At 64.9% G+C, this 22,541-nt stretch carries 23 protein-coding genes; 14 read left to right on the forward strand and 9 right to left on the reverse strand.

Translation table 11 applies throughout. The features are described from left to right. The first annotated feature begins 6 nt into the window (after positions 1–6). The 6 genes from kdpA to EN824_RS13965 are packed head-to-tail and all read left to right on the forward strand — an operon-like array spanning position 7 to position 8,077. Positions 7–1,710, forward strand: a complete 1,704-nt coding sequence (kdpA, locus tag EN824_RS13940; protein WP_135932397.1) for a potassium-transporting ATPase subunit KdpA — start codon at positions 7–9, stop codon at positions 1,708–1,710. Then, positions 1,694–1,933 (forward strand): hypothetical protein, encoded by a 240-nt coding sequence (locus tag EN824_RS13945; RefSeq protein ID WP_245464232.1) that lies wholly within the window; start codon positions 1,694–1,696, stop codon positions 1,931–1,933. The genes kdpA and EN824_RS13945 overlap by 17 nt, the downstream gene beginning before the upstream one ends. Next, positions 1,930–4,023, forward strand: a complete 2,094-nt coding sequence (gene kdpB, locus EN824_RS13950) for a potassium-transporting ATPase subunit KdpB (protein ID WP_127869950.1) — start codon at positions 1,930–1,932, stop codon at positions 4,021–4,023. Before EN824_RS13945 ends, kdpB begins: the two co-directional genes overlap by 4 nt. Before the next feature lie 11 nt (positions 4,024–4,034). Next, positions 4,035–4,598 (forward strand): potassium-transporting ATPase subunit KdpC, encoded by a 564-nt coding sequence (gene kdpC / locus EN824_RS13955; protein WP_127275467.1) that lies wholly within the window; start codon positions 4,035–4,037, stop codon positions 4,596–4,598. A 57-nt stretch (positions 4,599–4,655) separates the two neighbouring features. Next, positions 4,656–7,391 (forward strand): sensor histidine kinase KdpD, encoded by a 2,736-nt coding sequence (locus EN824_RS13960; protein ID WP_135932398.1) that lies wholly within the window; start codon positions 4,656–4,658, stop codon positions 7,389–7,391. Beyond that, positions 7,388–8,077 carry a response regulator transcription factor gene (locus EN824_RS13965; RefSeq protein WP_127869947.1) on the forward strand — a complete coding sequence of 230 codons (690 nt, stop codon included), beginning with the start codon at positions 7,388–7,390 and terminating at the stop codon, positions 8,075–8,077. Before EN824_RS13960 ends, EN824_RS13965 begins: the two co-directional genes overlap by 4 nt. A 24-nt stretch (positions 8,078–8,101) precedes the next feature. Here the strand turns inward: EN824_RS13965 and EN824_RS13970 are convergent, their stop codons facing one another. The 8 genes from EN824_RS13970 to EN824_RS14005 form a co-directional block, all read right to left on the reverse strand. Then, positions 8,102–9,538: an MFS transporter gene (locus EN824_RS13970; RefSeq protein ID WP_127275464.1), complete on the reverse strand. Its 1,437-nt coding sequence runs from the start codon at positions 9,536–9,538 to the stop codon at positions 8,102–8,104. Between the two features lie 198 nt (positions 9,539–9,736). Beyond that, entirely contained in the window at positions 9,737–10,219 is a 483-nt protein-coding gene (locus EN824_RS13975; RefSeq protein ID WP_127275463.1) for a DUF992 domain-containing protein, read from the reverse strand. 89 nt (positions 10,220–10,308) lie between these two features. Further along, the gene (locus EN824_RS13980; RefSeq protein ID WP_127275462.1) at positions 10,309–10,785 is read right to left on the reverse strand and encodes a DUF992 domain-containing protein; all 477 of its coding nucleotides are present in this window, start codon (positions 10,783–10,785) and stop codon (positions 10,309–10,311) included. Positions 10,786–10,991: 206 nt separating this feature from the next. Then, the gene (locus EN824_RS13985) at positions 10,992–11,834 is read right to left on the reverse strand and encodes a tetratricopeptide repeat protein (protein ID WP_127275461.1); all 843 of its coding nucleotides are present in this window, start codon (positions 11,832–11,834) and stop codon (positions 10,992–10,994) included. A gap of 140 nt (positions 11,835–11,974) precedes the next feature. Beyond that, positions 11,975–12,241: a 30S ribosomal protein S21 gene (rpsU, locus tag EN824_RS13990; protein WP_010911429.1), complete on the reverse strand. Its 267-nt coding sequence runs from the start codon at positions 12,239–12,241 to the stop codon at positions 11,975–11,977. A gap of 175 nt (positions 12,242–12,416) precedes the next feature. Next, entirely contained in the window at positions 12,417–12,803 is a 387-nt protein-coding gene (locus tag EN824_RS13995; protein ID WP_135932399.1) for an SET domain-containing protein-lysine N-methyltransferase, read from the reverse strand. 128 nt (positions 12,804–12,931) lie between these two features. Next, positions 12,932–13,690 carry an SDR family oxidoreductase gene (locus tag EN824_RS14000; RefSeq protein WP_127275459.1) on the reverse strand — a complete coding sequence of 253 codons (759 nt, stop codon included), beginning with the start codon at positions 13,688–13,690 and terminating at the stop codon, positions 12,932–12,934. Positions 13,691–13,794: 104 nt separating this feature from the next. Next, the gene (locus tag EN824_RS14005; protein WP_245464231.1) at positions 13,795–14,169 is read right to left on the reverse strand and encodes a DUF2568 domain-containing protein; all 375 of its coding nucleotides are present in this window, start codon (positions 14,167–14,169) and stop codon (positions 13,795–13,797) included. Between the two features lie 198 nt (positions 14,170–14,367). On the opposite strand from EN824_RS14005, the gene EN824_RS14010 reads away from it, so the two are divergent. The 8 genes from EN824_RS14010 (at position 14,368) to EN824_RS14045 (ending at position 22,111) form a co-directional block, all read left to right on the forward strand. Beyond that, positions 14,368–15,621, forward strand: coding sequence for a sarcosine oxidase subunit beta (locus EN824_RS14010; protein WP_135881368.1), 1,254 nt, complete (start codon positions 14,368–14,370; stop codon positions 15,619–15,621). Next, a complete protein-coding gene (locus tag EN824_RS14015) occupies positions 15,621–16,043 on the forward strand; it encodes a hypothetical protein (RefSeq protein ID WP_135932400.1) in 423 nt (140 codons plus the stop codon). Before EN824_RS14010 ends, EN824_RS14015 begins: the two co-directional genes overlap by 1 nt. Positions 16,044–16,054: 11 nt before the next feature. After that, positions 16,055–16,351, forward strand: a complete 297-nt coding sequence (locus EN824_RS14020) for a sarcosine oxidase subunit delta (RefSeq protein ID WP_135932401.1) — start codon at positions 16,055–16,057, stop codon at positions 16,349–16,351. Then, positions 16,348–19,341, forward strand: a complete 2,994-nt coding sequence (locus tag EN824_RS14025) for a sarcosine oxidase subunit alpha (RefSeq protein WP_135932402.1) — start codon at positions 16,348–16,350, stop codon at positions 19,339–19,341. The genes EN824_RS14020 and EN824_RS14025 overlap by 4 nt, the downstream gene beginning before the upstream one ends. Beyond that, positions 19,334–19,915: a sarcosine oxidase subunit gamma gene (locus EN824_RS14030; RefSeq protein WP_127279072.1), complete on the forward strand. Its 582-nt coding sequence runs from the start codon at positions 19,334–19,336 to the stop codon at positions 19,913–19,915. The genes EN824_RS14025 and EN824_RS14030 overlap by 8 nt, the downstream gene beginning before the upstream one ends. Positions 19,916–19,974: 59 nt before the next feature. Further along, positions 19,975–20,199 carry a hypothetical protein gene (locus EN824_RS14035; RefSeq protein WP_127279071.1) on the forward strand — a complete coding sequence of 75 codons (225 nt, stop codon included), beginning with the start codon at positions 19,975–19,977 and terminating at the stop codon, positions 20,197–20,199. 77 nt (positions 20,200–20,276) lie between these two features. After that, on the forward strand, positions 20,277–21,062 hold the full coding sequence (locus EN824_RS14040; protein WP_135865669.1) for a ThuA domain-containing protein: 786 nt from the start codon (positions 20,277–20,279) through the stop codon (positions 21,060–21,062). After that, a complete protein-coding gene (locus tag EN824_RS14045; protein ID WP_135865667.1) occupies positions 21,062–22,111 on the forward strand; it encodes a Gfo/Idh/MocA family oxidoreductase in 1,050 nt (349 codons plus the stop codon). Before EN824_RS14040 ends, EN824_RS14045 begins: the two co-directional genes overlap by 1 nt. Positions 22,112–22,173: 62 nt before the next feature. Here EN824_RS14045 and EN824_RS14050 read toward each other — a convergent pair whose 3' ends face one another. Beyond that, positions 22,174–22,422 (reverse strand): DUF680 domain-containing protein, encoded by a 249-nt coding sequence (locus tag EN824_RS14050; RefSeq protein WP_127869940.1) that lies wholly within the window; start codon positions 22,420–22,422, stop codon positions 22,174–22,176. Between the last annotated feature and the right edge of the window lie 119 nt (positions 22,423–22,541).

Consider the following 22,541-nt stretch of genomic DNA (forward strand, 5'->3'; position numbering starts at 1 on the left):
TACATCATGACCATGAACGGATGGATACAGATCCTCATCTTCTGCGGGATCCTCATTTTGCTGGTGAAGCCGCTCGGCGGCTACATGCACCGCGTCTTCAATGGCGATCGCACGCCGCTTTCGCCGGTCCTCGGCCCGCTCGAGCGCGGACTTTACCGCATTTGCGGAACCAGCGAGCGTGAGGAACAGCACTGGACCACCTATGCGATGGCCCTGTTGCTGTTCAATCTGGCAGGCTTCCTGGTGCTCTACTTCCTGCAGCGCCTGCAAGGCAGCCTGCCCTACAATCCGGCCGGCATGAGCGCGGTCGACCCGGCGCTCGCCTTCAACACCGCCGCCAGCTTCATGACCAACACCAACTGGCAGAACTACGGCGGCGAAAGCACGATGTCCTACCTCGTGCAGATGGCCGGCCTGACGGTCCAGAATTTCGTTTCGGCCGCCACCGGCATCGCCATTGCGATTGCCCTGATCCGCGGATTTGCCCGCGCTTCGGGAAAATCGATCGGCAATTTCTGGGTCGATATGACGCGCGCCACGCTCTACGTGCTTTTGCCGCTCTGCATCGTGCTCACCCTGGTCTATGTCTGGCTCGGCATGCCGCAGACGCTCGGGCCTTATGTCGACGCCACCACGCTCGAAGGCGCCAGGCAGACGATCGCGCTCGGCCCGGTCGCCTCGCAGGTCGCCATCAAGATGCTCGGCACTAATGGCGGCGGGTTCTTCAATGCCAATGCGGCACATCCCTTCGAGAACCCCGACGCCATCTCCAACCTGATCCAGATGCTGTCGATCTTCGTCGTCGGCGCTGCCTTGACCAACGTCTTCGGCCGCATGGTCGGCAACCAGCGCCAGGGCTGGGCGATCCTTGCCTCGATGGGCGTGCTGTTCATCGCCGGCGTCGCCGTCTGCTACTGGGCGGAAGCCGCGGGCAATCCGCTGGTGCATGCGCTCGGCATCGACGGCGGCAACATGGAAGGCAAGGAGACCCGTTTCGGCATCGCGCTCTCGGCTTTGTTCGCGGTCATCACCACGGCGGCCTCCTGCGGCGCGGTCAACGCCATGCATGACTCGTTCACCGCGCTTGGCGGCATGATCCCGCTCATCAACATGCAACTCGGTGAGGTCATCGTCGGCGGTGTCGGCGCCGGCTTCTACGGCATGCTGATGTTCATTCTGATCGCCGTCTTCGTCGCCGGCCTGATGGTCGGCCGCACGCCCGAATATCTCGGCAAGAAGATCGAGGCCAAGGAGGTCAAGATGGCGATGCTGGCCATACTGTGCCTGCCGCTGGCGATGCTGGTCTTCACGGCCATCGCGGTGGTGCTGCCGAGCGCGGTGGCGTCGATCGCCAATGGCGGGCCGCACGGCTTCTCCGAAATCCTCTACGCCTACACCTCGGCGGCGGCGAACAACGGTTCGGCCTTCGGCGGCCTCACCGGCAACACCCCCTGGTACAACATCACCATCGGCATCGGCATGCTGATGGGCCGTTTCCTGGTCATCATCCCGGCGCTCGCCATCGCCGGCGCGTTGGCGGCGAAGAAGACCGTGCCCGCCTCGGCCGGCACCTTCCCGACCGATAGTCCGCTGTTTGTCGGGCTGCTGGTCGGCGTCATCGTCATCGTCGGCGGACTGACTTTCTTCCCGGCCCTTGCCGTCGGACCTGTTGTCGAGCACCTGGCGATGATCCATGGACAGACATTCTGAGGTGGCCATGTCCTGGTTCAGCAACATGCGCCGCCATGTCAGGCATCGGCCCGAACCGGGGAAGGAGGGGCTGCCGCCTCCTTTCCCGACCATGTCGACCTTTCTCGGACTTGCCGGCGCCATGATCGCGCTTTGGCTGCTGGCCTACGGGCTTCCCCATCTTTTTTCGGCATCCGACCAATCGGCGCCGCACACCAACACTGAAGCCGGAGCTTCAAAATGAGCCAGTCAAAATCAGCGAGCATCATGGATGCCCGCATCCTGTGGCCTGCCATTGGCGGTGCCTTCCGCAAACTCGATCCGCGCACGCTGGCCCGCAATCCGGTGATGTTCGTCGTCGCCGTCGTGTCGGCGCTGACATCGGTGCTGTTCGTCAAGGACCTCGTCACCGGCGGCGGCGATCTGCGCTTCACGCTGCAGATCATCATCTGGCTGTGGTTCACGGTGCTGTTTGCCAATTTCGCCGAGGCCGTCGCCGAAGGGCGCGGCAAGGCGCAGGCGGATTCGCTGCGCAAGGCGCGCACGGAAACCCAGGCCAAGCTTTTGACGGGCGAGGATCGCACCAGGTTCAAGCTGGTGCCCGGCACCGGTCTGAAGGTCGGCGACATCGTGCTGGTCGAGGCCGGCGACATCATCCCGTCCGACGGCGAGGTGGTGGAAGGCGTCGCGTCGGTCAACGAGGCGGCGATCACAGGCGAGTCCGCGCCGGTGATCCGCGAATCCGGCGGCGACCGCTCGGCGGTCACCGGCGGCACGCAGGTGCTGTCCGACTGGATCCGCGTGCGCATCACCGCCGCCGCCGGCCATACTTTCCTTGATCGCATGATCTCGCTGGTCGAAGGCGCCGAGCGCCAGAAGACGCCGAACGAGATCGCGCTCAACATCCTGCTCGTCGGCATGACGCTGATCTTCGTGCTGGCCACCGCAACGATCCCGAGCTTTGCCTCCTACTCGGGTGGCTACATTTCGGTGACCGTGCTCGTCGCCCTGTTCGTGACGCTGATCCCGACCACGATCGGCGCGCTGCTGTCAGCCATCGGCATTGCCGGCATGGACCGCCTGGTGCGCTTCAATGTGCTGGCCATGTCGGGCCGCGCCGTGGAAGCCGCCGGTGATGTCGATACGCTGCTGCTCGACAAGACCGGCACGATCACGCTCGGCAATCGCCAGGCGACGGAATTCCGCCCGGTCAAAGGCGTCAGCGAGCAGGAACTGGCCGACGCGGCACAGCTTGCCTCGCTCGCCGACGAGACGCCGGAAGGCCGCTCGATCGTGGTGCTGGCCAAGGAGAAATATGCCATCCGTGCCCGCGACATGGCGACGTTGCATGCCACGTTCGTGCCTTTCACGGCGCAGACCCGCATGAGCGGCGTTGACATAGAAGGCTCTTCGGTACGCAAGGGCGCGGTCGATTCGATCCTGACCTATGTCAGCCAGCCGACATCGGCCACGCATGGCATACGGCCCGGAAGCGATACCGTGCGCGACCTGCAGGTGATCGCCGACGAGGTCGCCAAATCGGGCGGTACGCCGTTGGCGGTCGAGCGGGACGGGCGCCTGCTCGGCGTCGTCCACCTGAAGGATATCGTCAAGGGCGGTATCCGCGAGCGCTTCGCCGAACTGCGCAGCATGGGCATCCGCACGGTGATGATCACCGGCGACAATCCGATGACGGCGGCAGCCATCGCGGCGGAAGCCGGCGTCGACGACTTCCTCGCCCAGGCGACGCCCGAGGACAAGCTGAAGCTGATCCGTGACGAGCAGGCCAAGGGCAAGCTGGTCGCCATGTGCGGTGACGGCACCAACGACGCGCCAGCACTCGCGCAGGCCGATGTCGGCGTGGCCATGAACACCGGCACGGTCGCCGCCCGCGAGGCCGGCAACATGGTCGATCTGGACAGCGATCCGACCAAGCTGATCGAGATCGTCGAAATCGGCAAGGCGCTGTTGATGACGCGCGGTTCGCTGACGACCTTCTCCATCGCCAATGACGTCGCCAAGTACTTCGCCATCATCCCGGCCATGTTCGCCGTCTTCTACGTCGCGCCCGGCCAGACGACCGGCCCGCTGCAGGCGCTCAACATCATGCACCTGGCGACGCCGCAGAGCGCCATCCTGTCGGCCATCATCTTCAACGCGCTGATCATCATCGCGCTGATCCCGTTGTCGCTGCGCGGTGTGAAGTACCGGGCGATCGGCGCCGGTGCGCTGCTCAGCCGCAATCTTCTCGTCTACGGCCTCGGCGGCATCGTCGTGCCGTTCGCCGGCATCAAGATAATCGACATGGCGGTCACCGCCCTTGGCCTTGCATAAGGATCGTTCCGATGCTCAAGCAAATCAGACCCGCGATCATCATGATCGTTTTCTTCACCGTGCTGACCGGGCTCGTCTATCCCATCGGCATGACCGGTATCGCCCAGGCGCTGTTCCCGCGCCAGGCCAATGGCAGCCTGGTCGAGAAGGACGGCAAGGTAATCGGCTCCGACCTGATCGGCCAGGCCTTCGCCAGCGACAAATATTTCCACGGACGGCCTTCGGCCGCGGGCAATGGCTATGATGCCGGCGCCTCAGGCGGTTCCAATCTCGGCCCGACCAACCCGAAGCTCATCGAGCGCATCAAGGGCGAAGCCGAGAAGCTGAAGGCGGAAAATCCGAACGCGCCGGTGCCGATGGACCTGGTGACCGCATCCGGCAGCGGCCTTGATCCGCAGATCAGCCCGCAGGCCGCTTATTTCCAGGTTCCGCGCGTGGCCAAGGCCAGGGGCATCGACGAGGCCAAGGTCAAGGCGCTCGTCGACGGCCAGGTCGAGGACCGGGAATTGGGCGTGCTCGGCGAGCCGGCGGTCAATGTGCTGGCTCTCAACCTGGCGCTGGATGCAGCGAAATAGTTGATGGCAGGCGCCGGGGATCGACACGGTCCCCGGCGCCATTCATGATCGGACCCGATGCCGGACGACAGAAGCAACGTCGAAAACAGACCATCCCCCGACGCGCTGCTCGAGCATGCCGAGCGGGAAGGGCGCGGCCGTCTGCGCATATTCCTGGGCGCGGCACCTGGTGTCGGCAAGACTTACGAGATGCTGATGTCGGGCCGTGCCAGGCTGGCCGACGGCGTCGACGTGGTGATCGGCGTGGTCGAGACGCATGGCCGCAAGGAAACCCAGGCCCTGGTCGAGGGGTATGAGGTCGTTGCCCGCCGCAAGGTCGACTATAAGGGGCGTGTCCTCGACGAGATGGACATCGACGCCATCCTTGCCCGGCGTCCGGCGCTGGTCCTGGTCGACGAACTCGCCCACACCAATGCGCCCGGCAGCCGCCACCCCAAGCGCTACCTCGACGTCCAGGAAATCCTGGCGCGGGGCATAGACGTCTATACGACGCTCAACATCCAGCATGTCGAAAGCCTGAACGACGTCGTCGCCCAGATCACCCGGGTCCGGGTGCGCGAGACCGTTCCCGATTCCATCATCGACCGGGCCGACGATGTTGAAATCATCGATCTGACGCCCGACGACCTGATCAAGCGGCTGGAGGAGGGGAAGGTTTATTTCCCCAACACGGCGCAGCGTGCCGTCGAGAACTATTTTTCGCCAGGCAATCTGACGGCGTTGCGGGAACTGGCGCTGCGCCGTACCGCCCAGCGCGTCGACGAACAGTTGCTCAACCACATGCAGTCCCACGCCATCCAGGGTCCGTGGGCGGCGGGCGAAAGGGTGCTCGTCTGCGTCGATGCGCGTCCAGGCGGGGCAGCCCGCATTCGCTATGCACGCAGGCTGGCCGACAGGCTTCGTGCGCCATGGACGGCGCTTCATGTCGACACGCCGCGCTCGGCCGGCATGTCCGAGGACGACAAGGACAGGCTCGCCACGCTCCTGCGCCTCGCCGAGCAGCTCGGCGCCGAGGTGACGACCATTCCGGGCCAGAGCGTCGCGCAGGACATCGTGCGCCATGCGACGGCGAACAATTTCACCCACATCGTGGTCGGCAGGCCGACCCGGTCGCGCTGGCGGGAACTTATCGAGGGGTCGCTCACCTATGATCTGATCCGCAACGCCGGCGACATCAGCGTCCATGTCATCTCGGGCACCGAGCGCGAAACCGAGGCGTCGGCAAGGCGGGTCAAGGCGGCGGCCGAGCAGAGGCAGTTCCAGGTCTGGCCCTATCTGCTCGCCACCGCCTATGTCGCCGGTTCATTGGCGGTCACCACGGCGCTCGACCAGTTTCTCGATGTCCGCAACCTGGCGATCGTCTTCCTGCTCGGAGTGCTGACGTCGGCGGTGGCGGGCGGCCTGTGGCCGGCGCTCTATGCCTGCTTCCTGAGCGCGCTGGCCTTCAACTATTTCTTCCTCGAGCCGCGCTACACGCTGACGATCCGGGATCCGGAGAGCATCGTCGCGCTCGCCGTCTTCCTTGCCGTCGCGGTGATCGCCAGCAATCTCACCGCGCGCGTGCAGCGTCAGGCCGCCGCCGCCCGCTCGCGAGCGCGGGCAACCGAGGACATCTATCTCTTCTCCAAGAAGCTCGCCGGCGCCGGCACGCTCGACGACGTGCTCTGGGCCACCGCCTTCCAGATCGCCTCGATGCTGAAGCTGCGCGTGGTGCTGCTGCTGCCGGAAGACGGCACGATCACGGTCAAGGCAGGCTATCCGCCCGACGACACGCTGGCCGAGGCCGACATCGCCGCCGCCCGCTGGGCCTGGGAGCACAACCGTGCCGCGGGACGCGGCGCCGACACGCTGCCCGGCGCCAAGCGCCTCTATCTCCCCTTGCGCACGGGGCGCACGGCAATCGGTGTCGTCGGCCTCGACAATGACAAGCAAGGTCCGCTTTTGACGCCCGAACAGCAGCGGCTGCTCGACGCGCTGGCCGATCAGGCGGCGGTGGCGATCGAACGCGTCCAGCTCGTCGCCGATGTCGACCGCGCCAAGCTCGCCGCCGAAGCCGACCGGTTGCGTTCGGCCCTGCTGACCTCGATTTCGCATGACCTGAAGACGCCGCTCGCGGCCATCATGGGAGCGGCCGGCACACTCAAGGAGTTCGCGCCTGATCTGCCCGAGCAGGACAGGGTGGAGCTTCTGTCGGCGGTGATCGACGAATCGGAACGGCTGAACCGCTTCATCGCCAACCTGCTCGACATGACCAAGATCGAGTCCGGTGCGATGGAGCCGAACTACGCCCTCCACTATCTCGGCGATATCGTCGGCACGGCGCTCGACCGCGCCCGCAAGATCACCAGCGAACACAAGATCGAGGTCGATATTCCGCCCGACTTGCCGATGGTTAGGCTTGATCCCGTGCTGTTCGAGCAGGTCCTGTTCAACCTTCTCGACAATGCCTCGAAATATTCGCCGCCCGGCTCGACGATCCGCGTCCAGGGATGGACCGACAATGGCTCCGTCGTCGTGCAGATCATGGATGAGGGGCCGGGCATTCCGGCGCAGGACCTGGAACGCGTGTTCGACACTTTCTACCGGGTGCGCAAGGGTGATCAGGTGCGCGCCGGCACCGGGCTCGGCCTGTCGATCTGCCGTGGCTTCGTCGAGGCGATGGGCGGCACGATCACGGCCGCCAACCGGACCGACCGCTCCGGTGGCGCCTTCACCATCCGGATGCCGGTGCCGGCGGAATTGCCCGATGTCGGCAATGGCGGCGACGAGCCCGGCGAGGATCAGCCTCGATGACCAATTCCAATGTCAGGATACTGGTTGTCGATGACGAGCCGCCGATCCGCAAGCTGCTGCGGGTCGGCCTCGCCAGCCAGGGTTACGCGGTCAGCGAGGCGCCGAACGCCAAGGTGGCGATCGAGCTGATCGAACAGGAAAAGCCCGACCTGGTGTTGCTCGATCTCGGCCTGCCCGGCATGGGGGGGCATGACCTCCTGCGCCAATGGCGTGACGGGGGCATCGACATTCCTGTCGTCATCCTCTCCAGCCGCACCGACGAGGCCGGCATCGTCAGCGCGCTCGAACTCGGAGCCGACGATTATGTCACCAAGCCGTTCGGCATGAACGAACTGGTGGCCCGCATCCGCGTGGCGTTGCGGCACAAGTTCCAGCAACAGGGCGAGAAGCCCGTTTTCCAGAGTGGAGACCTCAGCGTCGATCTGGTCAAGCGCATCGTCAGGGTCGAGGACCGGGAGGTGAAGCTCTCGCCGAAGGAGTACGACATACTGCGCATCCTGGTGCAGCACGCCGGCAAGGTGCTCACCCACCACTTCATCCTGAAGCAGATCTGGGACGATTCGACCGACGTGCAGTATCTCAGGGTCTATGTGCGCCAGCTCAGGCAGAAGATCGAAAAAACCCCCGACCAGCCGCGCTACATCACCACCGAAACCGGTGTCGGCTATCGGCTGCGCGTCGAGTGAACAACCCGTCCGCCGGAACCGGCGTCAGCCGATGACCGCGAGCGGCCGATTTGCCGCCGCTGATGTCCGCAAGGCGGCGAGACAGCCAAGAATGCCGAGCGGCACGAAGGCAAGGAACAGCCAGCTCGCGACATCAGCGGCCGCGTCGTGGCTCAGGCCTTGCGAAAAACCGCTGGCATTGGCGACGATGCCGGCAAGGGCTGCACCCACGGCATAGCCGATGCGCTGCATGGTCGGCACCGCGGCCGAGGCGATGGTCTGCTCGTCGTTCGGGGCGGAGGCGACGATGACGCGGGTCAGGAACGGCCAGGAAATGCCGAAGCCGCCGCCCTGCAACAGGGCGCAGACCAGGATCAGCGGGATCGAGCCCAGCGGTATCGTGTAGGCGAAGCCGGCGATGCCCGCCGCGATCATCAGTGCGCCGCAGACGATGATCAGCCTTTCGCGCCGCGGCGGCGCGTTGGCGACGAGGATCGACAGGATCGACCAGGCGATCGATTCGGCGGCGATGATGTAGCCGGTGGTCAGCAGCGGAATGTCGTGCAGGCTGGTCAGCAGCAGCGGTCCGTAGACGCCGAAGGAGCAGGTCGCGATGGAAAAGGCGGCGACCATGGTCATGCCGGCGCCCACTGGCGTGCGCCACGAGAACAGCCGCGCCGGGAAAAGCCGGGAGCGCGGCTTCAGCGCGTCGATGTAGAAGAACAACGCCAGCCCGGCGAGGCCCAGCACGATCAGCAGCGAGGAACGCAACAGGGCGATGTCGACGCCGGCCGAGGCAATCAGCACCACGGCGATGGCAAGGCAGCCAAGCGCCATGAACGGGAAGGGCGGCGCCTTGCCGGCTCCGGTGCTGGGCCTTGTCGCTTCCGGTGTGTCGAGCACGAGGAAGCTTGCCAGCGCCATGGCGGTGCCGCCGAGAGTGAAGACGCCGAAGGCCCAGCGCCACGACAGCAATTCGGTCATAACAGCGCCGAGCAGGGGACCGCTGAAGGCAGCGACGCCCCAGATCGCCGACATGATGCCGAAAAGCTGCGGCCAGATGGCACGCGAAAACAGCCGCTCGACCGAGACGAAGGCCAGCGACACCAGCGCGCCGCCGCCCAGCCCCTCGATCAGACGGCCGGCCAGGAACAATTGCATCGAAGGCGAGGCGGCGCAGATCAGCGCCCCGGCGGCGTAAAGTAGCGCAGCGACCACCATGTTGGTGCGCAGCGCCACATAGCTGACCAGCCGTCCGGCCGCGGCACCGGCGACGATGGCGCCAAGTTCGTAGATCGCCAGCGACCAGCCGACGAGTTGCACGCCGGCCAGTTCACCGACCATGGCCGGCATGACCGTCGCCACCATCGTCTCATTGGTGGCGTGCAGCAGGATGCCGAGGCTGATGAAGCAGAAGCGCGCGAGGTCTCCGCTCGCCCACAAGGCGCGCCAATCGACCTTCTTTGTGCTGATTTCAGTCATGTCCATCCCCTGCTTTGCATACCTTGCTGCAGCCGCATGGTGCCAGAGGCCAGCGCGAGGCTTCCGGCAGGACCATGCGCGCCGCGTCGAGACGCGGCCTTGCACGGGACGGGCTTGTAGAACCTCAACCTCAGTTGAGCTCAAGCGATTTTTCGAGATATGTTTGGGCCAGTGTCGTCCTGGATGGATCGCTGGCGATCAGTTCTCGGTGCTGCGCAGCTGGAACTGGCTGACGCCGATGGCGAGGTTGATGCCGGTCTGCGTCTGCAGGCTGAGCGGCTGCAGGGTGAAGGCCTGCGAGGAGCCGCCGACCAGCAGATTGGCGCCGGCGCCGACGGCGGCGGTCACTTCGGCGCTGGCGCCGACATAGTCACCCGCCAATGCGCCCGGCGCGTAGATGTTCTTCAGCGGCGTCAGCACCAGCCAGCGCATCACCGCCTGCTTGGTCGTGCCGATGTCGAGGCCATATTTGTTGACGGCGCCGAAATAGGCTTCCGGCGCGAAGCTCTTGTCGGCCGGGGTGAAGGTGCAGCTCAGATCCTTGCTCGAGCCGAAGATGAAGCCGGTGCCGCCTGATATGGCGCATTCAAGCGTGCCGAGCTCCACGCCCTGGTCTTGCGCCTGTGCCGTGCCGGCAAGCATGGTTGCGATCATGGCAGCGGCGATGGCTGTCCTCGGCATGGCGTCCCCCAAAAATCAAACGGCGCGGAACCATCCTATCCGGTTCCGCGCCGTAGAGTGAAGGGTCTGGAGCCGAGGCTCCAAACCTCTTATTTGAGCGAGTGGATCAGTTCCAGCGAAGTCACCGCCACGGCGAGGTTGACGCCGGTCTGCGCCTGGACGCTGAGCGGCTCCAGCATGAAGGCGCTGTCGAAGCCGCCGACCAGCAGGTTGGCGCCGCCGCCGGTCACGACGCTCGCCTCGGCGTTGACGCCGTAGTAGCTACCGGCAAGGTCGCCCGCGTCACGGTCGCGCGTCGCGGCAAAAACCGCCCAGACGAGCTGGCCCTGGTGCGTCTTGCCGACATCGACACCGAGCTTCGAGATGACGCCGGTATAAATTTCCGACGGCCCGTGATGATGGGGCCGGAAGACGCAGGACACGCCCTTGTTGGACGCAACGATATAGCCGGTGCCGCCATCGATGGTGCAGTCGAGCGTGCCGAGTTGCAGCCTGCCGGCGCTGGCCGGGGCGGCGGCGAATACGGTCGTTGCAAGGGCGGCGGCGCAGACGAGTTTCTTGATCATGGGAGGGTCCTTTCGCAGTCAGTCTTCAATAACGTCTCGGGTCCCGCGACCGTTCCGCTGAAAACTTGGCGCGAACAAGGCAAAGGTTAACGGCTTGCCACCGCGGTTAACACAGGGTTGCCGGTTTGATGGCGATCCGACGCGCCGCGTGTCCTTTCGGACACGCACATGATGCAGTGGGGCGCTTGGCGCGGGCCTGCGGAGTGTCAGCTGACGCGGGCGAGGCCGTCCTTGGCCGGCTGGTAGCTGGGGTTGAGGCGCACGGCCTCGCGATAGGCCTTCGCCGCCTTGGCCTTGTCGCCGCGCCGTTCGTAGATCAGCGCCTGGTTGGCCCAGGCCTCGGCGTTCTGGCCATCGAGCTTGATGGCCATGTTGAAGTCGGAGAAGGCATTGTCCTCGTCGCCGGTCGCCAGATAGGAGAGGCCACGGCCGTTGTAGGGCTCGGCGGCATCCGGCGCCAGCGAGATGGCGGTCGAGAAATCCTCGATGGCGAATTTGTGCTGGCCCTGGCTCTGATAGATCAGGCCGCGATTGTGGTAGGCACGGGCGTCCGTCGTGTCGAGCTGGATCGCTTTCTGGAAGTCGTTGAAGGCATCCTGGGTGCGGCCCGCCTTGCGGTAGAGATTGCCGCGGCCGATATAGGCGGCGTCGTAATTGCCGTTGATCTGGATCGAGCGGTTGTAGTCCGCCAGCGCCGCTTCCTGGTTGCCGAGGAAGCGCTGGATCAGCGCGCGGTTCGAATAGGCCTGATAGAAATTCGGATTGAGCTGGATGGCCTGGTTGAAGTCCTTGAGCGCCGCCTGGTACTGGCCGCCGCGGCCATAGGCCGAACCACGAACATTGTAGCCTTCGGGATCCTGGGGATTGCGCTGGATGACAGCGGACAGCGAGGAGATGTTCTCGCTCGACCCTTGCGCCTTGTCGATGTTGTTGAATTCGCCGGCCGGGCCCGATGTCTGGCAGCCGGCAAGTACCAGTCCGGAAAGCAGGGCCGCTGTCAGGGCGAAACCACGCAATGCGGTTCCGCGCTCCACGCTTGTTGCGTTCATGTCTGCCCTGTCCTCACTTGCGCCGTCGTTCAGGTCCGGTTCCCCCTCCGGGCCGGGTCACAATCAAAATAAAAGGGTGGCGGCGATTCCGCATCGCGCCACCCTGGTATCCTTCGAAAAGGACGAAATATTGGCGATAATCAGCGCGGCGGACGCGCTGCGCCGGCGGCACCGCCAGCAGCAACCGGACGCGGGGTCATCGGCAGCAGGCCTTCGCGCTGTGCGCGCTTGCGGGCCAGCTTGCGGGCGCGGCGAACGGCTTCGGCCTTTTCACGGGCGCGCTTCTCGGAAGGCTTCTCGTAGTGGCCGCGCATCTTCATTTCGCGGAAAATGCCTTCGCGCTGCATCTTCTTCTTCAGCGCGCGAAGCGCCTGATCAACGTTATTGTCGCGGACGAGTACCTGCACGGGCAATCCTGTCTTTCGGGTTTGATATCAACAGGCAAGCAGCCATAGCCACAAGCCTCCGCGGCGCTCGACACCACGAATTGTGGCGGCTGATAGCAGAATCAAGCCTCGCTGTCCACAGTCGAAATGACGGACGGCAGCCAAATTGCCACGGTCGCCTGGGGATAGGGCGCCGTTACGCCGTGGCCAGGTGCAACCGCTCGAAATCCTCGAAGAACTCACCGTAATCACAGGTGATCTCCTCGCCGACGGCGATATCCCGAGTCGCGGTGGCGCCGCCATAGCGCGAAAAATCGGTGTTCGCGGTCGCCGAATGGTTCATGAAGCGGCCATTGTCGACCTCATAGACCATGAAGCCGGGCTTGTCCGGGCTCGGATAGGCGTAACGGTCGAGCAGTTCCTTCAGGGGCGGCGAGGCCGCCTCGTATTTTTCCATCGGGATCAGCCGATCGAAATCCGGATCGAGGCGCCAGATCGAGGCGCCCTTGCGGATCGGCTCGGCGGCGAACATGCCGACGCCTTCGATTGCGCTCTGGGCGACATAGGTTCGGATCAGCATCATGGTTCCAGGACCCGTCTTGGCAAGAAGACCCGTTTCGACAGGAAACGGAATCGCCAAATCGCGCCGAAAAAGCAAGACCGGCGGCCTGCGTCACAACGACGAACAGGCCTGTTCGCCGTAAAAATCCTTCACGTCCGGTTGATCGACACGCCGCCATCGGCAAAAAGCGCGGTTCCCGTGGTGAAACTCGAGGCGTCGGAGGCCAGGTAAAGCGCGGAGCGGGCGATCTCTTGCGGTTGCGCCATGCGCTTCAGGGCATGGAGGCCCTCGACGAAGGCGCGTGCCTCGGGCGTGGTCGTCGTCGCGCCTGGTGTGTCGGTGCCGCCCGGCAGCAGCGCGTTGACGCGCAGTCCTTGCGGTCCGTATTCGGCGGCCAACACCTGCGTCAATCCGATCAGACCTGCCTTGGCGGCGGCGTAGGCGGCCATGCCCGGCATGCCGGCGGTGTAACCGACAAAGCTCGACGTGAAGATCAGTGAGCCGCCGCCGCGCTCCAGCATGGCTGGTATCTGATACTTCGCGCCGAGAAAGGCGCTGGTCAGATTGGTGTCCATCGTCCCGTGCCATGTCTGTGCCGACATGTCGGGGACTGGTCCCATCAGTCCGACAGAGCCGGCATTGTTCAACGCGATGTCGAGTCCACCGAAGCTGCCGACCGCCAGCTCGACGAGGGCTTTCGCGTAGGTCTCGTCGGTGACATCCCCGGCGAGAGCGACGGCCGTGCCGCCGGCATCCTCGATTTCGGCGGCGATCGCATCAAGCTCGGTTTGGCGGCGGGCGGAAATGACGAGCCTGGCGCCCTCCTCGGCGAACAGTTTGGCGGTGGCGCGGCCGATGCCGGAACTGGCACCGGTGACGATGGCGATCTTGTTGGAAAGTGCGAGCATGTCTGGGCATCCCTGTCCTTCGCGCCAGCCTTGCCGGCGATCGGATGCTTGATCGCAGGTTGGCGGGACAGCAGCCACCCGATACCTGCAGAGGTTGGTACCAACTATTGCCGCAGCAGCCATGCCAGACGGTCTAGCGAGAACGCGTAGCTGATGACGATCAGCACGGCCATGATGATGCCCGTGGCGGCATGGCCTGCCAGATGGAAACCCGCCGCGCCGCCGAACAGGACGACGAATTCCAGCGCCAGCCTGACTGCGCCCGGCACAGGCACCGGTGCCCGGCCTGAACGGCTCGGATCATTGAGGACCGCGAAGGTACCCCATGCCGCGGCCGCGGCGAGCGGCAGGGCAATAGCGAGGACCCAACGCCACGCTCCGTCCGAGAGACTCCAGCCTGCCATGCCGAGGCCAAGCAAAGCGGCAAGCTCCAGCAGGAAGCGCAATGTGAGATTCCACCAGGCGTTGCCCATCATCATCCTCCGAATCCCCGGCAGGGAGAAGTGTGACTGAAGGCAATCAACAGAGCCAGGCGGGATACCTCTTTTTCAGCGCGGCGCAAAACGGCAAGCGCCGTCGCAAACAGCGCAAGGATAGCAGCGCTGTTTCGCTAGTGATACACCTCGCGCGCCGGGGCTTGATGATGAACGCCCGGCTGCCATTTGCGAGGCTGGACCGTGAAGAAATACTCTGTATTCGCCATCGCCCGCGAGGCCATGCGCGGCCACAAGGGCTGGGAGGAACAATGGTCCTCGCCTGAGCCTAAAAAGGAATACGACGTCATCATCGTCGGCGCCGGCGGCCATGGCCTGGCCACCGCCTATTATCTTGCCACGGTACATGGCATCACCAATGTCGCGGTGCTGGAAAAGGGTTGGCTGGGCGGCGGCAACACCGGGCGCAACACCACCATCATCCGTTCCAACTATCTCTATGACGAGAGCGCCGGCATTTACGACCATGCGCTGAAGCTGTGGGACGGGCTCTCCCAGGAGCTCAACTACAACGTCATGTATTCGGCGCGCGGCGTCATGATGCTGGCGCACAATGTGCACGACATTCAGGTGCTGAAGCGCCATGTCCACGCCAACCGGCTGAACGGCATCGACAATGAATGGCTGACGCCGGAGCAGGCCAAGGAATTCTGCCCGCCGCTCAACACCTCCAGGGACGCCCGCTATCCCGTCGTCGGGGCCGCCTTGCAGCGCCGCGGCGGAACGGCGCGCCATGACGCGGTCGCCTGGGGCTATGCGCGCGGCGCTTCGGCGCGCGGCGTCCATATCATCCAGAACTGCGAGGTCACCGGTGTCAAGCGGGCCGCCAATGGCGCGGTCATGGGCGTCGATACGACGCGCGGCTTCATCGGCGCCAAGAAAGTCGGCGTCGTCGCCGCCGGCCATTCCTCCGTCATCATGAACATGGCCGGCGTGCGCATGCCGCTGGAAAGCTATCCGCTGCAGGCGTTGGTATCGGAGCCGATCAAGCCGGTCGTGCCTTGCGTGGTGATGTCGAACACGGTGCACGCCTATATCTCGCAGTCCGACAAAGGCGAACTGGTGATCGGCGCCGGCACCGATCAGTATGTCTCCTATTCGCAGACCGGCGGGCTTCACATTCTCCAGCACACGCTCGACGCCATCTGCGAGATGTTCCCGATCTTCACGCGCATGAAGATGCTGCGCTCGTGGGGCGGCATCGTCGACGTCACGCCCGACCGCTCGCCGATCCTGGCCAAGACGCCGGTGCCGGGCCTCTATGTCAATTGCGGCTGGGGCACGGGCGGCTTCAAGGCGACGCCGGGCTCGGGCCATGTCTTTGCCCACACCATCGCCAAGGACGATCCGCATCCGATCAATGCGCCCTTCACCATCGAACGCTTCCGCACCGGCCGCCTCATCGACGAGGCGGCGGCGGCGGCGGTGGCGCACTGATGATGGCGCAGATGGCTGTCGCTATGCCGCTGATGCTGGCGGGGGAACAAGGCATGTTCCATTTTCCGACGGTGGCGGAGGTGCGGCTGCAGCCGATTGCGCGCGCCGGCAACGAAGCCGGATGGCCGTTTTCGGTCGATGAGGGGACGCTCACCTGCGTCTGGAGTGGCGGCCAGAAAGTGGTGATGTTCTTCGAAGGCCGGCCGCCCGAGCTGGATGGGGACGAGGACTTCACGCCGCGTGGCGTGATCGTCACCACCGACCCCCTGCAATTGACGCTCGGCAACATGGCCAACCGCGACCTGTTTCGTGCCGCGGCAAGCGTCGAGGAGCGGCTGCGGCTCGTCGCCCCGTTCATGGCCATGGGCCAAAAGCTTTGCGATCAACCCGCCGGCGCGCGCGTCGGCCACGGCGAATTGTAGGAACAAACACGATGCTTCTCATCCGCTGCCCCTATTGCGAGGAAGAGCGCCCGGAACTCGAGTTCCGCAACGCCGGCGAGGCGCATATAGCGCGCTCGGCCAACATGGCCGGCGAGAGCGACGACGACTTCGAGAAGTTCTTCTTCATCCGCTCGAACCCCAAGGGCATCATCTATGAGCGCTGGCGGCACATGCATGGCTGCGCGCGCTTCTTCAATGCGGTGCGTGACACCGTCACCGACAAGTTCGTCCTGACCTACAAGGCCGGCGAGCCCAAGCCTTCCAAGCTGCCCGGAGTTGCGAAATGAGCGGCGCGTTGCGCATTTCCGGCGCCGGGCGCCTCAGCCAGGCCAAGACCGCCCGCTTCAGCTTCGACGGCCAGTCCTACACCGGCATCGAGGGCGACACGCTGGCCTCGGCGTTGCTGGCCAACGGCGTGCATCTGGTCGGCCGTTCGTTCAAGTATCACCGCCCGCGCGGCATTCTGTCGGCCGGCGCGGAAGAGCCCAACGCGCTGGTGCAGATCGTGCGTGATGACGCGCGCAAGACACCTAACGTGCGCGCCACCGTGCAGGAGCTCTATGACGGGCTCGCTGCCAATTCGCAAAACCGCTGGCCGTCGCTGTCCTTCGATGTCGGCGCCGTCAACGACTTGGCATCGCCGCTGTTTTCGGCCGGCTTCTACTACAAGACCTTCATGTGGCCGAAGGCCGCCTGGAAGAGCCTTTACGAGCCGAAGATCCGCGAAGCCGCCGGCCTTGGCGTTTCGCCCGACAAGCCCGATCCCGACCATTATTCCTCGCGCTACGCGCATTGTGACGTGCTGGTGCTGGGCGGCGGTGCGGCCGGTATCGCGGCGGCACTTGCCGCGGCAGAGACCGGCGCGCGCGTCATCCTCGCCGACGAACAGGCCGAATTCGGCGGCAGCCTGCGCTTCGAGAGCGGCGCCAAGATCGACGGCCAGGACGGCTTTGCCTGGGCGCAAGCGGCGATCGCCAGGCTGAGGGCCATGGACAATGTCCGCGTGCTGCCGCGCACGACGGCGTTCGGCTATTACGCGCAGAATTTCGTCGGCCTGGTCGAGCGCGTCAGCGATCATTTGAAGGCCCCCGGCCACGACCTGCCGCGCGAGCGGCTCTGGCAGGTCCGCGCCAAGCGCGTGGTGCTGGCCTCCGGCGCCATCGAGCGCCACATGGTGTTTGCCAACAACGACCGGCCCGGCATCATGCTGGCGGGCGCGGCGCGCACCTTCCTAAACCACTACGGTGTCGCGGTAGGACGGAATGTCGGCGTCTACACCGCCAATGATTCGGCCTATGCGGCCGCGATCGACCTGAAGAAGGCCGGCGTCAACGTGGCGGCGATCGTCGATTTGCGCGACAACCCGACCGGCCCGGTGATCGACGAGGCGAGGGCGCTCGGCATCGAGATTAATTTCGGTCGCGCGGTGATCCGCGCCGGCGGCAAGTTGCGCGTGTCGTCGATGACGGTGCAGCCGAAGAATGGCGGCGGCGAACGCACTGTTCCCGTCGATGCGATCCTGATGTCGGCGGGCTGGACGCCGTCTGTGCATCTGTTCTCGCAGTCGCGCGGCAAGGTCGCCTTCAATGACGAGACCAAGCGCTTCGTGCCGGGCACTTACGCGCAGGACTGCATTTCGGTCGGCGCCTGCAACGGCACCGACGGGCTGTCGGCAACGGTCGACGAGGCCTATGCGGCTGGCGCCAAGGCGGCCAAGGATGCCGGCGCCAAGACAGCCAAGGGCACCAAGCCGAAGGTGGATGCCTCGGAGAACTGGTCGCGCGGCATGCTGGGTGCGGCACCCGGCGCCGGGCCGGACACGACGGTCAAGGCCTTCGTCGATTTCCAGAACGACGTCACCGCCAAGGACATCCGCCAGGCGGTGCATGAGGGCATGCGCTCGATCGAGCACGTCAAGCGCTTCACCACCAACGGCATGGCGACCGACCAGGGCAAGACTTCCAACATGCACGGCCTGGCGATCGCCGCCGAGACGCTGGGCAAGCCAATCCCCGAGGTTGGGCTGACCACGTTCCGCGCGCCCTACACACCTGTCACCTTCGGCGCGATCGTCAGCCATGCGCGCGGCCCGCTGTTCGACCCGACCCGCAAGACCGCGATCCATCCCTGGGCCGAGGCGCAGGGCGCGGTGTTCGAGGATGTCGGCCAGTGGAAGCGCGCCTGGTACTTCCCGAAAGCCGGCGAGGACATGCATGCGGCGGTCGACCGCGAATGCGTCGCCGTCCGCAACCAGGCCGGGCTGTTCGATGCCTCGACGCTCGGCAAGATCGAAGTGGTCGGCCCGGATGCGGCCAAGTTCATGGAACTGCTCTACACCAACCCGTGGGAGAAGCTGGAGCCAGGCCGCTGCCGCTATGGCATCATGCTGCGCGAGGACGGCTTCATCTATGATGACGGTGTCGTCGGCCGGCTGGCGCCGGACCGCTTCCATGTGACGACGACGACCGGCGGCGCGCCGCGTGTCATGAACCACATGGAAGATTACCTCCAGACCGAGTTCCCGCATCTCAATGTCTGGCTGACCTCGATCACCGAACAGTGGGCGGTGATTGCGGTGCAAGGGCCGAAGTCGCGCGACATCATCGCGCCTTTGGTCGAAGGCATCGACATGTCTGACGAGGCGCTGCCGCATATGTCGGTGCGCGAAGGCAAGATCTGCGGCGTGCCGACACGGCTGTTCCGCATGTCGTTCACCGGCGAGCGCGGTTTCGAGGTCAACGTGCCGGCCGACTATGGCCAGGCGGTCTGGGAAGCGTTGTGGGCCGAGGGCCAGAAGCATGACGCCGCCGCTTACGGCACTGAGGCGATGCATGTGCTGCGCGCCGAGAAGGGCTACATCATCGTCGGCCAGGATACGGACGGCACGGTCACGCCAAACGATGCCGGTCTCGACTGGGCGGTCGGCAAGAAGAAGGCCGACTTCGTCGGCATCAGGGGCATGGCGCGGCCGGATCTGGTGGCCAAGGGCCGCAAGCAACTGGTCGGCCTCAAGACCAAGCACCCCAAGGTGGTGCTGGAAGAGGGTGCCCAGATCGTCGAGGACCCGAAGCAGGCGATTCCGATGAAGATGATCGGCCACGTCACCTCGAGCTATTGGTCGCAGAATTGCGGCCGTTCCATCGCACTGGCGCTGGTCGCCGGCGGACGTCACCGGATGGGCGATACGCTCTACGTGCCGATGCCGAACGGGGTGATCGAAGTGGAGGTTACCGGGATGGTGTTCTTTGACGAGACGGGAGGGCGCCTCAATGGCTAAGGCTGCTGCAAGGACGGCCGCGACGGCTTCGCCCTCGGCAGAGCGGCGTTCGGCATTGGCCGGGCGCACCGTCTCCGCAACAGGTGCCAAGGTCGAAGTGCTGCCACCGGCCGAGCGCATTTCGCTGCGTGCGCCGGAGGCTTCGGTCCCCGCCCTGTCGAAGGCGCTCGGCGTGACCTTGCCGAAGCAGCCGAAAACCTCGGCGTCGAAAGGCGGGCGTACGGCGCTGTGGCTTGGGCCGGACGAGTGGCTTGTCATCGACGAGGCCGGCAAGGACCCGCTCGCCGATTGCGCGGAGGTTTCCGCCTTGCACTCGTCGGTCGGTATCTCGCATCGCAACATCGCGATATCCGTCACCGGTCCGGCGGCGGAAGCCGCGATCAATTCGGGCTGCCCGCAGGATCTGTCGCTCGAGGCCTTCCCGGTGGGCGCCGCTTCGCGCACCATCCTGGGCAAGGCCGAGATCGTGCTGTTGCGCACGGCCGAGGACGCCTTCAGGGTCGAGTGCTGGCGTTCCTTCTCGGACTATGTCTTTACTTTCCTGTCCGAGGGAGCCCGCGACGCCGCCGGCTGACCTCGGAACGTTTGCCGCCCACGTCCGTTGTGCGGCGACAAGTCGAGGGAGAAATGCCGATGCCGTCGAAGTCCGCGCCGAAATCTCCGAAAACCGCGGCGGTCCGTTCGCTCGAACATGAGCGGCATCAAGAGGCCGACACCGAAGAGGAACTCGAGGAAGGCCTCGAGGATACGTTCCCTGCCAGCGATCCGGTGTCCATCACCAGTTCGGCGATCCCCGGTGCACCCGCCAAGCCCGGCAAGGCCAAGACGGTGGCCGGACGCAAAACCCGCAAGCCCTGATTTTAGCAGATTCCGGTTGAAGGCATCTTCCCAACACCTCCGAAGATGCGATATTCAAAGCGCTTTGGAGAGGAAAAATGCCGATAAAAGCTGTTGTCTGGGGCGAGAATGTCCATGAACAGACCAATGCCGCCGTGCGCGACCTCTATCCGCTGGGCATGCACGGCACGATCGCCGCGGCGCTGAACCAGGACAAGCGCATCGAGGCGACCACCGCCACCTTGCAGGAACCCGAACATGGCCTGAGCGAGCCGCGCCTGGCTGCCACCGACGTGCTGATATGGTGGGGCCATGCCGCCCATGGCGAGGTCAAGGACGAGATCGTCGAACGCGTGCAGAAGCGGGTCTGGGAAGGGATGGGGCTGATCGTGCTTCATTCCGGCCACTACTCGAAGATCTTCAAGCGGCTGATGGGCACGCCCTGTTCGCTGAAATGGCGAGAGGCGGGCGAGCGCGAGCGGGTCTGGGCGATCAATCGCGGCCATCCGATCGCGCAAGGCATCGGCGAGTGCCTGGAGATCGGCGAGACGGAAATGTATGGCGAGCCGTTCGCGGTGCCCGAGCCGCTGGAGACGGTGTTCATCTCCTGGTACGAGGGCGGCGAGGTGTTTCGCTCCGGCCTGACCTATCAGCGCGGCGCCGGAAAGATCTTCTACTTCTCGCCGGGCCACGAGACCTATCCGATCTATCACAATGAAGGCGTTCAGCAGGTGCTGCGCAACGCCGTGCATTGGGCACACAATTCGGCCCCGGCTTGGGCCGGCATCACCAACGCGCCGAATGTGCCGACGGACAAGGCCAAGGAGAAGATCGTCCAAAAAGGCCTGCGCCTGCATGCCGACGGTGACAAGGGGTTGAGCTGATGCACCGCCTGCTTTTGCTCGGCACCGGCTGGATCGCGGCACACCATATCGAGGAGTTCGGTCAGGTTCCTGGCTGCACCATCGTCGCTTGCGTCGATCGTCTGCCGGGCCGCGCTGCGGCGTTCGCCGCCGCCAACAAAATAGGCACCTTCTTCGAGAGCCTCGAAGCGGCGATCGCCTGGGGCGAGTTCGATGCCGCCATCAACGCGACGCCGGACCAGGTCCACAAGGCGACGACACTGGCCCTGCTGGCCGCCGGGAAACATGTCTTCTGCGAGAAGCCGCTGGCGCCGAACCATGCCGATGCGCTTGCGATGAGCGAAGCCGCCGAGGCGGCCGGGCTCGTCAACATGGTCAACCTGACCTATCGCAACACGCCGGTGATCCAGGAGGCGCGGCGCATGGTGCGGGCCGGTGAGATCGGCGAGCTGCGCCACGTCGAGGCCAGCTACAGGCAAAGCTGGCTGGTCAGCAAGTTCTGGGGCGACTGGCGGGTCGACGACAAATGGCTGTGGCGCCTGTCGAGCCGGCACGGTTCGACAGGCGTGCTGGGCGATGTCGGCATCCATATCCTCGACTTCGCGACCTATGGGGCGGCCGAGGATATCGTCTCCCTGCATGCCGATCTGGTGACGTTTCCGAAGGTCGAGGGCGACCGCGTCGGCGACTATGTGCTCGACGTCAATGACAGCTTGGCGATAACGGCGCGGCTCAGCTCAGGCGCGCTGGCCACGATCATGGCCAGCCGCTACACGACAGGCCATGGCAATGATTTGTCGCTGGCCCTGCACGGCACCAAGGGCGCGATCAAGGTCGAGACCGACGGCAAGGTTTCGCGGCTGTCCGCTTGCCTGGGTGATGACGTCGATCTGCACCGTTGGCGGACGTTGACGCCGCCTGACGTCAAGCACAATGCCCAGCGCTTCGCCGATGCGCTGGACACGGGACGGAACGGTGATCCGTCTTTCCGGCGCGCCGCCGAGATGCAGAAGCTGATCGATGCGGCCTTCGAAAGTTCAGCGACCAAGCTGCCGGTCTCGATCGCCTGAATCACCGTCTGGCCGGCTGAGCCGGCCAGAACCGACTTCCGAAATCTTGGTAGGCCGAAATCTCAGTAGGCGCTCGGCATGATCCACGGGTTCACCGTGATCCCGAGCCGCGGGCCCTTGCCGCTTGTCGTGGCTTCCGTGGAAGCTTTCTTGTCGACCGAACCGGTCGAAGCGCAATCGAGCTTCACATTGGTCTTGGTGTCGACGCAGGTCGCCGCAGTCGGGTGCTTGACCGGCTGGCTGGTGCCGGCGGCGAAAGCCGAACCCGAAAGTGCCAGCACGGCGGCGAGGGTGAGGAGTGTCTTTTTCATGGTCAGTCTCCGTGTTCGACGGGCGAATTTGTTCCGTACATGTACGTTACTTCGTACAAATACGTCCGTCGATCGCGAAGTTCAAGGGAGAATCGTACACGTACGGTAGTTTTTTGTTA

Origin of the sequence: Mesorhizobium sp. M8A.F.Ca.ET.181.01.1.1 (assembly GCF_004792025.1) — a bacterium.
GTDB lineage: Bacteria > Pseudomonadota > Alphaproteobacteria > Rhizobiales > Rhizobiaceae > Mesorhizobium.